Source organism: Bacteroides sedimenti (genome assembly GCF_040365225.1).
In the GTDB taxonomy this organism is placed as follows: domain Bacteria; phylum Bacteroidota; class Bacteroidia; order Bacteroidales; family Bacteroidaceae; genus Bacteroides; species Bacteroides sedimenti.
On record NZ_AP028055.1, the window covers coordinates 1,815,842 to 1,830,650 of the forward strand.

The following is a 14,809-nucleotide window of genomic DNA, read 5'->3' on the forward strand; positions in this document are numbered from 1 at the left end:
AATTATTAAATGAAATACTTGATTGTAGGATTGGGTAATATCGGTGATGAATACCGGGATACTCGTCACAACATAGGATTTAATGTATTGGACGCCCTTGCTAAGGCGTCCAATATTGTTTTTACCGATGGGAGATACGGCGAAACCGCTACCTTATCGATAAAAGGACGAACATTGATTCTGCTCAAACCGTCAACCTACATGAATCTTAGTGGAAATGCCGTTCGTTACTACATGCAGAAAGAGAAAATTGCTTTGGAAAATCTGCTGGTTATAGTTGATGATCTGGCCCTGCCGTTCGGAACTCTCCGCTTGAAAGGGAAAGGCAGTGATGCGGGCCATAACGGACTGAAGCATATTGCCGCCACACTTGGAACAGAAAATTATGCACGCCTGCGATTCGGTATAGGAAATGACTTTCCCAGAGGTGGACAGATTGACTTTGTATTGGGTAAGTTCACTGATGAAGATATGAAAACGATGGACGAAAGATTGAAAACCGCAGGAGAAATAATAAAAAGTTACTGTCTGGCAGGAATCTCCATCACCATGAATCAGTTTAATAAAAAGTAAACAAACAATGGCTGAAGCAAGAATTGACAAATGGATGTGGGGCACACGTATATTCAAGACACGTACCATTGCCGCCGAAGCTTGCAAAAAAGGGCGTGTTAGTATTAATGGTTCTCAAGTAAAAGCATCACGCACCGTTAAGGTTGGTGATGTGATTCAGGTGAAAAAACCACCTATCATATATTCTTTTAAAGTGTTGCAAACAATTGAAAGACGGGTTGGAGCAAAACTTGTTAAGGAATATATGGAGAATGTTACTACTCCTGATCAGTACGAACTACTTGAAATGAGTAAGATAAGCGGATTCGTTGACAGAGCCCGCGGAACCGGTCGACCCACCAAAAAAGACCGCCGTGAGATGGAAGATTTCACATCTCCGGAGTTTATGGACGATTTCGATTTCGAATTTGACTTTGATTCAGAAGATTAAAAAGGAATTACAGGGGTTGACATTCTTTGCAATAATAGATTGTTCCGCCTAGATAATTCTCTTTTATAATAATATTCCCACATTTACAGCAAGGCTTTCCCGAAGTGTTTCTGGAAAGCTTTGTTATATATCCGCCAGCATTCCCAAACAGATCTTTCTCCGTATCACGTCCTCCCTTTTCGCACATTTCGATCACCGTTTTCCTAACGGAAATAAACAATTGATCTTTCTGCTGTTCACTTAAATCCTGCACCTTCTTTTTGGGGTGTATTCCCGCATTAAAAAGAATATCCTGCAATGTACCATTACCCAATCCGGGGATACGCTGCTCGGTTGCAAGTAAAGCTTTTGCCGATTTGTTTTCAACCCGTTTATCGGAAATCATGTTCATAAAATATTCACGATTAAACTGTTTGGACAAAATCGATGGTTTCTCCCCCGCAACCAGATAATATGGGTTATCTAAAGTTCCAGCCTGAAAAGCCCAAATTCCGGCATACATCTGAACCGTAACAGCAAGAAAAGAATTATCGTCAAAACCTATCAACAACTGATGTTTATCAGGCAATCTGCTTCCCGGGGCATAATAGGTAAGATTCGCCCCATCACCAAAAACAATCCGGGCTTTTGGGGTACAGATTTCAACCATCCCTCCTCTTGGGTAAGAATCTGCAACCCGCTCTCCTACAAGCAAAGAAGAATAACTCTGAGAATCTCCATAAAAGAAAGCAAATTTGTGAGGCGAATAAGCAGCTACAACATCAGTAATCACTTTTCCTTTGATAGTACTATTCAACTGATTAGACAATACAACGGCTTCGGGTATTTCAATCATGGCAGTAAATATTAGTTAAAAGAACAATTCACAAATCACTCAAAGTCATAACTCATATATATTCTAAGGGCAACATTACAAATTATCCCTTTTTGTTTACCAAGCTATATACATCTTCCTGCTCTCCAACAACCCACACAACATCCCCCTCCTGAAAAGGAACATTCACGTCGGGAGTTCTCAATGTATTCCCCCCACGCTCCACTCCCACAATCAGGCAGCGGTACTTATCACGTATACCAGATTCCCGGATGGATTTACCCAGAAAACCCGAATGCGCATCAATCATAAACTGCTTCAGAGCCATGATGCTCTTTTCCAAGTCAAGTCCTTCCGCCTGGCTCAGTTCCTTCATCATGTTTTCATTGAATAGATTCAGCTGTTCATCTGTACCGATGGCCTGAATCTTGTCCATCGGAAAGAGCATCACAGAAGCACCCGGTATATTGATGCGCTGCCTTCCTCGAAGGATAGAGACAATGTGCACACCATACTCTTTGCCTAGATTAAGCTCTGCCAGGGTTTTGCCAGCCCAGGGCGATTCGCCCGGAATCTCAAAGTCGGCCAAGTGAATATCCCTTGAAAGAAGTTTACCGGCATAGGCTGGCTTCTTTTTCCCCATATATTCTGCATGTACATCACGTAAACGCAGATTCTGCAGAAAACGTCTCTCCAACAGGATGGAATTTTTCTTAAGCACCCGGGAGTATATCATGAAAAAGACTAATATTACCGCCACACCGAGAATTATACCAACCGAAGCCTTGAAAAAATGAGCTATAATAAATGTCACAAATACTACAGCAATCACCACCCTCAACACAATGGTAGAAACCAAAGGCCCTCGGTTTACGCTGTTATCCTCCCATAAGGTAACAAACTCCACGGAATGATTCTTTTTTACGACAATAGCCCGCAAAAACGGAGATATGCAAAGTATGGTAAACAATGAACCAGCCAGAGAACTCAAGAAAGAGGGCAGATGCGCCTGAAACAGCGGAGCCACAAACCGGAAAGAAAGTATGATTACAGCAATCGAGATGATTGAATAAATCACAATATTACGCCCCATAGCCAACAACAGCTTCCGCCAGTTATTCTCATAGTTCACAGTTGATGAGCCGGAAGAATAACGGTCCAAAAAACGTTTCCAAGAAAGAGGCAGTGAGCGCTCTGTTCGGTCGGAAGCAGGTTCTGCCAAACGAATCATATATGGAGTAAGAAAGGTTGTAATTACCGAAACCGCCACTACAATGGGGTAAAGAAAATGACTGGTAACCTTCAGACTTACTCCCAGTGAAGCAATGATAAAGGCAAACTCACCAATCTGTGTCAAGCTGAAACCGCACTGCATGGCTGTCTTTAGCGGCTGACCGGAAAGAAGCACCCCAAAGGTACCAAACAACGATTGCCCCAGGATTACCACCAACGAAATTACAGCAATTGGAATTGCATATTCCACAATCATGGCAGGATCTACCATCATTCCTACTGAGACAAAGAAGATGGCTCCGAACAAGTCTTTTACTGGTTTAACCAGAACTTCGATATGCTCCGCCTCAATCGTTTCGGCCAGGATAGACCCCATGATGAAAGCGCCGAATGCAGGAGAGAATCCTACCTGCGAGGCGGTTACTACCATTCCGAAGCACATGCCCAGCGCTACAATCAGCAATGTTTCATCGCTCATCAGTTTTTTTGCTTTTTTCAGGAAGCCGGGAATCAGGAGGATACCCACAACAAACCAGAGGACAAGGAAGAACACCAGCTTCCCAATGCTCCCAATCAGGTCGCTTCCCTGAAAATTATTGCTGACAGCCATCGTGGAAAGAACCACCATCAATACAATTGCCAAAATATCTTCCAGAATAAGAATACTAAGCACCAGTCCGGCAAACTTCTTTTTCCGCAATCCCAAATCATCAAATGCCTTATAAATAATGGTTGTAGACGACATGGCAATCATTCCTCCTAGGAAAATGCAATCCATCCGCTTCCATCCAAAACCTATTCCAACCGTAATCCCCACCAGAATCATACAGAAAATGATGGTACAGGCAGCAATAATGGCCGAACCGCCCACCTTCAGTATTTTCTTGAAGCTAAATTCCAGTCCCAAGGCAAAAAGAAGGAAGATAACACCGATATCCGACCAGGTTTGTATATTACCGGTATCAACCACGGAGGGAGTTATAAATGTATGCGGACCTACCAGGAAGCCTGCAACAATATATCCTAGAACCAACGGCTGTTTCAGTTTTTTAAATAATAAAGTGATAACGCCGGCAGATATAAGGATCAGTGCTAAATCAGCTATAAGATTCGGTAAATGTGACATTGTTCTTTATTAGGTTTTCACAAATATACATTTTCCAGACAAAAAATGACACCTTTTATTCATAAAAAAAGCGATATCATAGCATTTTTACTATAATATCGCTTTATTATTTTATTCTGTCAGAAAGAGAATTATTTCCTGAAAGGCGGTTTTACCACCACAGCCTTAATGCCCTTGCCCCGGATACTAATAAATATTTCAGTTCCTGGTTTTGAATAATCACTATTTACATACCCCATGCCAATTCCAATCTTACGAGTTGGAGACATGGTGCCGGAAGTTACTTCTCCAATCTTCTCTCCTTCCGCATTTACCAGTTCATATCCATGACGAGGAATTCCGCGGTCAACCATTTCAAACCCAATCAGCTTACGGCTCACTCCTTCTGTTTTTTGTTTTTCCAGGAATGCACGGTTGGTGAAGTCCTTCCCATCTACAAACTTGGTAATCCATCCAAGACCAGCTTCGATTGGCGAAGTAGAATCGTTCAAGTCGTTACCATAGAGGCAGAATCCCATCTCCAAGCGCAATGTATCACGTGCTCCCAGTCCAATTGGCTTGATACCGAATTCAGCTCCGGTTTCAAAGATTGCATCCCAGATTTTCATTGCACAATCAGGATAGAAATAAAGTTCGAAACCTCCTGCACCGGTATATCCAGTGTTAGAGATAATCACATTCTTCTGACCGGCAAATTCGCCTGTTGTGAACGAATAGTAAGGAATCTCCGAAAGATTCACCGATGTCAGTTTCTGCAAAACCTCAATAGCTTTTGGTCCTTGAATTGCCAGCTGAGCCATCTTGTCGGATGCATTTTCCAGTTCCGCACCAACAGTATTGTGACTTACACACCAATTCCAGTCCTTCTCGATATTCGACGCATTGACCACGAGCAGGTATTTTTCAGGTTCGTAGTGATAAACCAGCAAATCGTCCACAATTCCACCCTCTTCATTCGGGAAGCAGGTGTATTGTGCCTTACCTATGGTCAGAGCCGCCACGTTATTCGAAGTCACTTTCTGCAAGAAGGCCAGTGCATTTGGTCCTTTTACCCAGAACTCTCCCATGTGCGATACGTCGAACACACCTACCCCATTGCAAACGGTGAGGTGTTCATCAATAATCCCGGAATATTCAATAGGCATGTTATAGCCTGCAAATTCGTGCATTTTAGCACCCAAAGCAATGTGTTTGTCCGTAAATGGTGTTGTTTTCATGTATTAGAAGTATTTTAGTTATTTTAGAGCAACCAGCTCTGCAATTTTAACAATCACTTTCGTAGCTTTCTCCATGGACTGAACCGGAACAAACTCAAAACGACCGTGGAAGTTCAACCCACCGGCAAAGATGTTAGGGCAAGGCAGTCCCTTGAATGAAAGCTGTGCACCGTCGGTTCCTCCGCGGATAGCGCGTACCTTTGGTTCCACTCCAACCGCTTTCATAGCAGCAAAAGCCGTATCAACAACATGCATTACCGGTTCAATCTTTTCGCGCATGTTATAGTATTGGTCTTTCATCTCAAGGATGGCAGTTCCTTCACCATGTTCACTGTTGATTCTGCGAACCATTCCCTCAACTTCCACCTTACGTTTCTCAAACTTAGCTCGGTCGTGGTCACGGATAATGCAGCTAACCAACGTTTGCTCCACATCTCCATTCACACCAATCAGATGGTAGAACCCTTCGTACCCTTCAGTGTGTTCAGGAGCTTCGAGACGAGGCAGCATGGAAATAAACTGGTTGGCAATACGCATGGAGTTAATCATCTTGTTCTTTGCATATCCCGGGTGAACGTTACGTCCTTTGAAAGTAATTTTGGCAGAAGCAGCATTGAAGTTTTCAAACTCCAGTTCGCCCACTTCTCCGCCATCCATGGTATAGGCCCAGTCGCAGCCAAATTTCTCAACGTCAAACTTATGAGCACCCTCACCAATTTCTTCATCCGGATTGAATCCGATACGAATTTTTCCATGCTTTATTTCGGGATGCGCCTGCATATAAGCAATAGCAGTCATTATTTCCGCAATACCCGCCTTATCATCTGCACCCAACAGAGTTTTACCATCGGTAACAACCAGGTCTTCCCCTTTATGGTCGAGCAATTCCGGGAACTGAGCCGGAGAGAGCACAATATTCTCTTCTTTGCAAAGAACAATATCCTTACCGTCGTACTTTTCAACAATGCGGGGATTAACGTCCTTGCCACTCATATCCGGACTTGTATCCAGGTGTGCAATAAAACCGATGGTAGGCACTTTTTTATCGATATTTGAAGGAAGAGTGGCAAAAAGATATCCATTCTCATCCAGCGAAATTTCTTCCAGTCCCATCGCTTCCAATTCTATTTTCAGATATTCGGCAAAAACCATCTGTTTCTGAGTACTTGGAGTAACCTGTGTCGATTCGTCCGATTGCGTATCAAAGCTTACGTATTTAAAGAATCTTTCAACTAACGTCATATTATTTATATTTTATATTATTTTTTGATTGCTGTAAAGGTAGAAAAAGAGCCACTAATAACAAAAGAATCCGTAACTCTTTTTTATAAGTTTATTCTTCGCCTGCACAGGCAAGCAAGCTGATTGCTAAATATGCTTAAACATAAAGTTACTGCCTCCCCACAGGTGAACATTCTCTCTTATTTAACGTTTTATCCATAATGAAGACAACAATTCATTAAATCTGTTATCTTTGTATATCTAGTAACTTAAATTTTAGCAAAATGAAAATAGAAAAAATTGTAGGAAGAGAAATTCTCGATTCAAGAGGTAACCCAACAGTTGAAGTAGATGTAATACTGGAATCTGGCATAGTAGGAAGAGCTTCGGTACCTTCGGGAGCATCTACCGGTGAGAATGAAGCTATCGAATTGCGCGATGGCGACAAGAAACGCTATCTAGGCAAGGGCGTGCAGAAAGCTGTTGAAAACATAAACAAGGTTATTGCCCCGAAACTGGTGGGACAATCGGCACTCGACCAAAGAAGAATAGATAAAATAATGATCGACCTGGATGGCACCAAAACCAAATCCAAACTGGGCGCAAATGCCATACTTGGAGTTTCACTGGCAGTGGCAAAAGCCGGAGCTGCCTATCTCGATCTTCCATTATACCAATACATCGGCGGTGTTAATACCTACGTATTACCGGTTCCGATGATGAACATCATCAACGGTGGTTCTCACTCCGACGCTCCTATCGCTTTTCAGGAATTCATGATTCGCCCCATCGGTGCACCGTCCTTCAAAGAAGGATTACGAATGGGTGCCGAAGTATTTCATGCATTGAAGAAAGTCCTTAAGGATCGTGGACTGAGTACTGCTGTTGGCGATGAAGGCGGATTTGCCCCGACATTGGAAGGCACAGAAGATGCGCTCAACTCAATTATTGCCGCCATCAAAGCTGCCGGTTACGAACCTGGAAAAGATATCACGATTGGTCTGGACTGCGCTTCTTCCGAATTCTATCATGGCGGAATCTATGATTACACCAAGTTCGAAGGAGCAAAAGGAAAGAAAAGGACCTCCAAGGAACAGGCTGAGTATCTGGAAGAATTGATTAAGAATTTCCCTATCGACTCTATCGAAGATGGTATGAGCGAAAACGACTGGGAAGGCTGGAAACTGCTGACTGATAAGATTGGTAATAAATGCCAGCTGGTGGGCGACGATTTGTTTGTTACCAATGTGGACTTCCTCTCCAAGGGTATTGAAAAAGGCTGTGCCAACTCCATTCTGATTAAAGTAAACCAGATTGGTTCTTTGACCGAGACGCTGAATGCAATCGAGATGGCTCACAGACATGGTTACACCACTGTAACTTCTCATCGTTCGGGAGAAACCGAAGATTCCACCATTGCCGATATCGCCGTGGCCACCAATTCCGGACAAATCAAGACCGGTTCTTTAAGCCGTTCGGACCGCATGGCCAAGTACAACCAGCTGCTCCGTATTGAAGAGGAACTGGGTGACCTAGCTGTTTATGGCTACAAACGGGTGAAATGATTCAATAGGGATCTGTAACTTTCATAATAAAATACGCCCTCTTCAATCCTTGAATTAGATTGAAGAGGGCTTTTTATGGGTGATAATGCATTTTGAACGATTCTGTTTTTGCTAGGTACCGATAGATAATTATGGAAATAATGATTTAACGTATAGCAATATACAGATACCCCAAGCAACTAATGTTATTAAAGTAATTTTTATAGGATTCATTTTTTCCATTATTTAGTGTCTGCTAAAAAAAACATCTAAACACCTATATTTCAATATCTTAAATCAAATATTTGGATAATTAAAGAAAAGCATAAATATAGATAAGCTAAGCAAAAAAAACAATATAGCCAGAACCAACCATTTATTCCTAATAGCCCACTCTTTGTAAATTAGACATATACCGCAAAACAAAATCATTTCAATTATTGGAAACAAATCGATACCCTTAACAAAAATAGTAAAAAAATACAGTTCTCCGCCTGCATGTTGCGCGTCAACAACAATTGCTATAATATATAAAACTACCCAATAAAAAACAAACAATAAAAATAAGACTAATAATAGATTACTTTTTTTTCATGTTTCATATTTTTTATAAAGGAGCAATTCTACCATTAACTACTTTTTGGGCACAGATTTAAGTTATAAATTCCAGAGGTCTCTTTTACAGTCTCGACACTAGTTATATTTTTTGTATACTATATGGTAGTACTTAATTTCACCTATAGACTCTATTATATACAGATCTTTATGGAGTTCACATGAGATAAGGTAAATATATTCCTCTAACACATCATCATCAAACTGTAATAAACCCTTACGTTTTTCTTCCATCAAATATCTTATAATCAATATTTGTTGGTCACTTTCAAAAACGGCATATACATCTTTGTTTTTAACAAAGATATAAGATCTTCCATCTTCCTGATATCTGCTAGAAAACTTGTATATACCAAATTCAACATTTACGTCATCGTTTCCAGTTAAGATTTCAGATAAAAAAATCATGTCTTTAAATTTATCTACATGATTACCTTTAACATCTAAAACTTTCTGAGAAATCAAAAATTTCCCTAACAAAGCATAAATGCTATCATTATTTGCTGAATAAACTGACATTGCAAACAATAACATTACTAATATAATTTTACATCTTTTCATATCGAGGTGTGACTTTTCTCCAATTAATATCTATATATTGTAAAGGTCTATACATAATTATTGTTTGATAAAATATTTGCATTTCATTTATTTCTGCAACTTTTTCTGACGCATTATTATTTACAGTAACCTTACTTTGAGCATTACTTCACCAAGATTTTTAGAAGTACCATCCCAACATAGAGCGGCAGGAAATTCGGCGCCAATCAATCCGTACAACATTGCTTTACCATCTGGCGCCAACAACATACAATTCTCAATTTCTATAACATATGGTGTTGCATTAGATGACCACCCCGAACCTTCCGAGTGTGTTATCTCTTTACCTTCTGCATCAACAATTTTTCTTTCATCTGGATCAATAAACCTTACTGGATTATTCAAGCAATAGGTATACGGTGAAATCGAATACTACTTCTCCGCCAACGGATCGATCACACCCCATTTGCCAACGGCAGCATCATAATGCCGTGCAACGTAATCGTAGAGATTCAGCCCGTGCATGCAGTCCAGCTCCTTGCCATTATACTTATACCTGTTATCAGAATTTTCAATCACTTCTCCAAATGTCATACCGAATGGGTAATAGTGATTGGTCTGCTCAATGGTTCCGCTCTGATTAAACGTCACCCGGTAGTTACCCTAATGATTAATGACACGTTGGCGTTGTGCCATTCATCGTTATATAACCACCATTTGCCTGTATCCTGCTGAGAGTTCCGTTTTCATAGATCAAATTAGCCCCTATAATTAGGGTAATATCTCTCTTTATACACATCCATTCTTCTCTTCAGTCATTTATACATTCAGATATTTTTATATTCCTAAATTCATAGCAATTTTATGTAATGCTATAAATTTAGGAATAAACGCTAGTACTTTTTACGTTGAACAGATATTAATTTATCATTCTGAATATAATAGACTGAACTATCTTTATAATAGTCATAAGTTGGCATTTGACAAAAGTTTGTGCAATTAAAAAGTAACATCATATTTAATGTGTCAGGAAACATAGCATATTTTAGTGTCAATATTTTATTTGATATATTTTTAAATCCACAAATCGAAATGCTATCAAAATCTGTTTTTCTAAGTTTAATTACGCCTTGTTTGTTTGTTAAGAGAAGGCCATATTTCAAAGAAGTTTTTTTTGCGACATTCTTCCTAAATCCTATCACTTCAAAGTTCTCTATCGGAAGTTGATTTTGATTTAAAATTTTAAGAACAAAAAATGGATTTTCATTCCCTTTTAATGAATAATTGACAATCATATTTAACTTATCTAGTGAGGTATAATTTAAAATTAAATAATTATTATATATTTTCCATTTCCCTAATGAAAAATGTAGATGAGATTCACATCCGTTTCGTTTAAAAAAGGTAGAATCTTCATATAAGTCTATTTGTGTATAACAGAAACCATTCTCCGAAAAAAAAGATCTCTTTAATTGTGACTTGACTTGCATTGTTTTATCTATAAATCCAAGTTCTTTACGAATATTTATTGAATTTGAAACTTCTTCATTCTTCTGGCTGCAACTCAAAGTGAGCAAAAACAACAACAAAATTAAAGTTAGTTTATTATTTATTCTGATCATAACTTTAAGATTACATAAAATACATTTATAGAGTGAAATTGGAATTGATAACTTAGAGCGGACACAGAGTAAAGTTATAAACTCCAAACATGCCCCTATGTTAGAAAATACATTTACTCATTTCCATAAATAAAATTACACTTTAACTGGCCTATTTTAGTATATAGTACCTTCTCTTTAGAGTCTATCATCTCTTCCATACATTTTACAATAAAATTATCAGATATAATTTTGGGATTATTCTTTTTTATTTCTAACAACCTCATCAAAACTCCATTCACATGTCTAATATTGTACACGTCATAAACATTATTGCACTTTATCAATATATAGTATCCAGTGCCTTGATGACCAATATATTCAAACTTGTAGACTCCAATATTTTCTTCAAAGGTAATATTTTTCTTTTTAGGATGAATTACATCAATAATATTTATTAAAAATTTGGGATTAACATTCTCGTTTAAATAATCTTGAGAGGCCAATCCTTTTTTGAGTAAAAATTTGTATAAATCAAAATATATTAAATCTGATTTATCACTAGAGTACAAATTAATAGAACTAAACAAAATAAGGTTTATTATTATTAGTTTCAAATTCATCTTTATATTTATATATTTTAATATATTTTACAAAACAACTCCGAATATATTTTCATTAAAATTGAATATTTATAATTTTTCCTTTTAATATGTTTTTTCCCAGATACTCCCTTTCCAAAACAACTGATTTTTGTTTTTAATAAATATCAACTCCTTGTAATAAGGCTCAAATTCAAAAAAACATCTATCAAAATTAGGTAATGCAATTGTTAAATAGTTATATTTCTCAATATCAATATATTCTTCGAAAATTTTAAAAGTCACCCGACCCCTATAAATGGTTGTGCCAGACACATCTGCATTTAGCCTAAAAATAATCAGATTGTCATTATTTGTCATATAAAGATATGTTGATTTGGGTATAGCGATAAAAGTTTTGTCAGTTATTATATGTTTTTTATAGTTAAAACAAAGATCCAGCTCTACAGGATGAAAATCAGACGGGAAAATAACTTGAACATACAAACTATCCTGTGAGAATCTATTTTCCTTCATTATATTGTATTCGAACCCTTTTTGTTTTATATACTTATCTTCACTTGTTAATTCAAGTAGATTGTCGGCAACAAAAGACCATCTACCTTTTGAGGCATATTCACATTGCTCTACTACTGGAGTAAATAATATTTTTGGCTTGTACAATGTGTAAGCACCGTCAGATTTAAGTTCTAACTTACCTGTACTCTTTTGTAATTTATATATTCCACATATATCATCACAATTACTTGTTTGCTGCTTTTTTGTTGAGACACAACCAATCAACAGAAAGACCACTATTGATATGAATACTTTAATTTTCATTACTTTCATTTTTAATTTTGAAATTCCTGAAATGCCATTACTACATTGTTATTTTTTTAACAGACCAAGGCTGATTTGTTGAGTAAACAGGTCATTTTTACAAGCCGTTCTGCATCTCGCAAGAATTCTTTTAATGCTAGTAGGAAAATGTCAATCCATATTTTTCAATGCCACATTTATTAAATGAAAAAAATCGCTTAATATTTTCTCATATACTTTATCCCCACCTATTCTTTTATTGAGAATACTTTTGAAATCGACATAATTATATTTTATCATAGACGTCCCTTCTTCTTTAAAATAAAGTTCATACCCTATCAGGTTAGCATAAATTTGCTCAACATTCTTATTTCTTTGAAAATACCCTAGCACATATACAGAACTGTTTAACATAATTCGTTGACAATAAACTCCTAACATTTCACTTAATGCCCCATCTGCTTTCATACATATCTGATTGAACAAATGAAAATAAAAAGCCTTTGCATGGCAAGAAGCACGCTCATTTGTTAATTCCTCCAACAGATTTAATGTAAGTGAATCATCTGAAGGTTTAAAACAACCTTGATAATAACTCATAGCGTATTTATCAATTTCACTAGAATCCAAAACAGCCATCTTTTGAACCTCTGACAAGTTCTTCCAATAAAGATTTTCTTTACAAGATCTGGGCTGATTTGAAGATTCGCAGCTCACGCTAAAAAACAAAAGGAATAATATTAGTAAATGTTTTTTCATTTTATTAAAGAAATATCAATAAGGTAACTTCCAAGATTTTAATCCACTATTTTTATGGCACTACTTGCAATGTGAGATTTTCATGATTTTGCAATCTCTTTTTCTAATTTCTATATATGGAGTGCCTCCTTTATCAGCATTCAGGCTACCTTCGATAATCCATATTCCATCTCTTAACTCCACACTATAAGGTCTAGATTGATAAATTCTCTGACCATAAATTGACAACAATATGATTTCTCCAATTTTTGCTGCATCCTCTTCGTTTGTAACAACATCATACTTTTCAAAAAGATTGAAGTCGTCTTTGTTTTTTGAACGAAATTCAGCATAAGCAGAATCAACCTTAATCCAATCTTTAGAAATTGAGATATTCCCCTCTACGTCAGATGTCTCTTTACTAGGATCTTTACGTGAAGAACTCATTAAAACAACAAATAATAAAACATGCATATATTTCATAGTCTACGGGATAATAATATTAATTCAATGCACAATTGAATATTCTTCCATTATTCATCATTCCAATGGGGCAATCTACTAATCACTGTATCAGTCTGATTATTGCTAATTTCTAATATTTGAATTGATTTATCATCACAAACTTGAAATATAAAATAATCATTTGTAAGCTTTAAAATATGAGCTTTATAATATCCAATAATAAGAGTTGAATCATTTAAACAGCTCCAGTTATCAGGAAATATAACATCTTCATATCCATATTTATACCTTTTCCCTTTATAATATACATAGTACTCATAAAAACCATTTTTATGAAAACAGAATCCTCGCAAGCTATTGTTTCTTGGAGAAATCTCATCCCAATATTTTACATCATTATTAGATATAAGAAACACTTGTTTCTTCTGATTATTACAAGAGCAAAGGCCAACTACTAATATTAATACATATAATCTCATATTATCTACTACTTTTTTAAAGAATTTGGTTAACACTATAATTATACATAAATCATTCTTTCAATTAATTGTTTAAAACATAAATATATAATCAAAAGGTTCATTTTTTTTAACTCGCTGTACTATCTGTTTATAAAACCGCCATAACAAAGGAAGCACACAACTCAACTGTAGATGTTATGAAATAGATATTTTATAATCTCATTATTATTTGTACTATTTACGCTTAAAGCCAAAGGCCGATTGCCTTTATTTGTTTTTTTTGTTAAATCAGCACCTTTCTGAACCAAAAGTTGAACTAACTCCAAATCATCACTTTCTGCAGCTACATGCAGAGGAGTAAAACCATCTTCATCCACAACATTAACATCAGCTCCCTTTATAATCAAGAACTTCGCTATATCAAATTTATCTAATAAAATAGATAATAATAAAGGCGTTGTTCCATCTTTTGATTGTTTATTTATATCTATTTCATTATATTTACTTAAAATATCTTTCATACGTTTTAAGTTTCCTGAATAAACAATAGCGTGAACAATAGTTTCACCTAAATCATTTACTAAATTAAAATTTGCACCATTATCTAGGAAAAACTCATAGACGTTAGACTTATCGTAACTTATTGAATATAAGAGCAAGGTATCGTTATCTTCATCTTCAAATCTCTCATTAATGTCATACATTTTTTTGTTAGCAATGAGAAAGTTTAAATCATTACAACAGATAGCTTCTTTTAGATTCTCTTTGAAATCACTCATATTACATAATTTATTAATGTCTTTCGAAGCGAATCAATCATCACCACTC

The 14,809-nt window shown here is 36.8% G+C and carries 17 protein-coding genes; 3 read left to right on the plus strand and 14 right to left on the minus strand.

The genetic code is table 11. The features are described 5' to 3' along the window. Positions 1-9: 9 nt before the first annotated feature. Positions 10-573, plus strand: coding sequence for an aminoacyl-tRNA hydrolase (pth, locus tag ABWU87_RS07345; RefSeq protein ID WP_353334338.1), 564 nt, complete (start codon positions 10-12; stop codon positions 571-573). 7 nt (positions 574-580) lie between these two features. Further along, entirely contained in the window at positions 581-1,003 is a 423-nt protein-coding gene (locus tag ABWU87_RS07350; RefSeq protein ID WP_353334339.1) for an RNA-binding S4 domain-containing protein, read from the plus strand. A gap of 7 nt (positions 1,004-1,010) precedes the next feature. Here the strand turns inward: ABWU87_RS07350 and ABWU87_RS07355 are convergent, their stop codons facing one another. The 4 genes from ABWU87_RS07355 to pepT all read right to left on the minus strand — a co-directional run bounded on the left by ABWU87_RS07355 (position 1,011) and on the right by pepT (position 6,635). After that, the gene (locus ABWU87_RS07355) at positions 1,011-1,838 is read right to left on the minus strand and encodes an endonuclease VIII (RefSeq protein ID WP_353334340.1); all 828 of its coding nucleotides are present in this window, start codon (positions 1,836-1,838) and stop codon (positions 1,011-1,013) included. A gap of 82 nt (positions 1,839-1,920) precedes the next feature. Next, complete coding sequence (locus tag ABWU87_RS07360; RefSeq protein WP_353334341.1) at positions 1,921-4,176, minus strand: cation:proton antiporter; 2,256 nt, start codon at positions 4,174-4,176, stop codon at positions 1,921-1,923. Between the two features lie 131 nt (positions 4,177-4,307). Beyond that, complete coding sequence (gene gcvT, locus ABWU87_RS07365) at positions 4,308-5,393, minus strand: glycine cleavage system aminomethyltransferase GcvT (RefSeq protein ID WP_353334342.1); 1,086 nt, start codon at positions 5,391-5,393, stop codon at positions 4,308-4,310. An 18-nt stretch (positions 5,394-5,411) separates the two neighbouring features. Continuing rightward, a complete protein-coding gene (gene pepT / locus ABWU87_RS07370) occupies positions 5,412-6,635 on the minus strand; it encodes a peptidase T (RefSeq protein ID WP_353334343.1) in 1,224 nt (407 codons plus the stop codon). A 263-nt stretch (positions 6,636-6,898) separates the two neighbouring features. Here pepT and eno point away from each other — a divergent pair, with 263 nt between their 5' ends. After that, entirely contained in the window at positions 6,899-8,179 is a 1,281-nt protein-coding gene (eno, locus tag ABWU87_RS07375) for a phosphopyruvate hydratase (RefSeq protein WP_353334344.1), read from the plus strand. A 672-nt stretch (positions 8,180-8,851) separates the two neighbouring features. Here the strand turns inward: eno and ABWU87_RS07380 are convergent. From ABWU87_RS07380 to ABWU87_RS07425, 10 genes are all read right to left on the minus strand, one after another. Next, positions 8,852-9,334: a hypothetical protein gene (locus ABWU87_RS07380; RefSeq protein ID WP_353334345.1), complete on the minus strand. Its 483-nt coding sequence runs from the start codon at positions 9,332-9,334 to the stop codon at positions 8,852-8,854. Between the two features lie 120 nt (positions 9,335-9,454). Then, positions 9,455-9,718, minus strand: coding sequence for a hypothetical protein (locus tag ABWU87_RS07385; protein ID WP_353334346.1), 264 nt, complete (start codon positions 9,716-9,718; stop codon positions 9,455-9,457). 27 nt (positions 9,719-9,745) lie between these two features. Beyond that, positions 9,746-9,964, minus strand: a complete 219-nt coding sequence (locus ABWU87_RS07390) for an RHS repeat domain-containing protein (protein WP_353334347.1) — start codon at positions 9,962-9,964, stop codon at positions 9,746-9,748. Between the two features lie 242 nt (positions 9,965-10,206). Then, positions 10,207-10,935 (minus strand): hypothetical protein, encoded by a 729-nt coding sequence (locus ABWU87_RS07395; protein WP_353334348.1) that lies wholly within the window; start codon positions 10,933-10,935, stop codon positions 10,207-10,209. Between the two features lie 113 nt (positions 10,936-11,048). Then, positions 11,049-11,537, minus strand: coding sequence for a hypothetical protein (locus tag ABWU87_RS07400; RefSeq protein WP_353334349.1), 489 nt, complete (start codon positions 11,535-11,537; stop codon positions 11,049-11,051). Between the two features lie 84 nt (positions 11,538-11,621). Beyond that, entirely contained in the window at positions 11,622-12,338 is a 717-nt protein-coding gene (locus ABWU87_RS07405; RefSeq protein WP_353334350.1) for a hypothetical protein, read from the minus strand. 150 nt (positions 12,339-12,488) lie between these two features. Next, positions 12,489-13,076: a hypothetical protein gene (locus tag ABWU87_RS07410; RefSeq protein ID WP_353334351.1), complete on the minus strand. Its 588-nt coding sequence runs from the start codon at positions 13,074-13,076 to the stop codon at positions 12,489-12,491. 60 nt (positions 13,077-13,136) lie between these two features. Further along, on the minus strand, positions 13,137-13,538 hold the full coding sequence (locus tag ABWU87_RS07415; RefSeq protein ID WP_353334352.1) for an NTF2 fold immunity protein: 402 nt from the start codon (positions 13,536-13,538) through the stop codon (positions 13,137-13,139). 50 nt (positions 13,539-13,588) lie between these two features. Continuing rightward, complete coding sequence (locus tag ABWU87_RS07420) at positions 13,589-13,999, minus strand: hypothetical protein (RefSeq protein ID WP_353334353.1); 411 nt, start codon at positions 13,997-13,999, stop codon at positions 13,589-13,591. A gap of 164 nt (positions 14,000-14,163) precedes the next feature. Then, positions 14,164-14,760, minus strand: a complete 597-nt coding sequence (locus tag ABWU87_RS07425) for an ankyrin repeat domain-containing protein (RefSeq protein ID WP_353334354.1) — start codon at positions 14,758-14,760, stop codon at positions 14,164-14,166. Positions 14,761-14,809 lie beyond the last annotated feature (49 nt).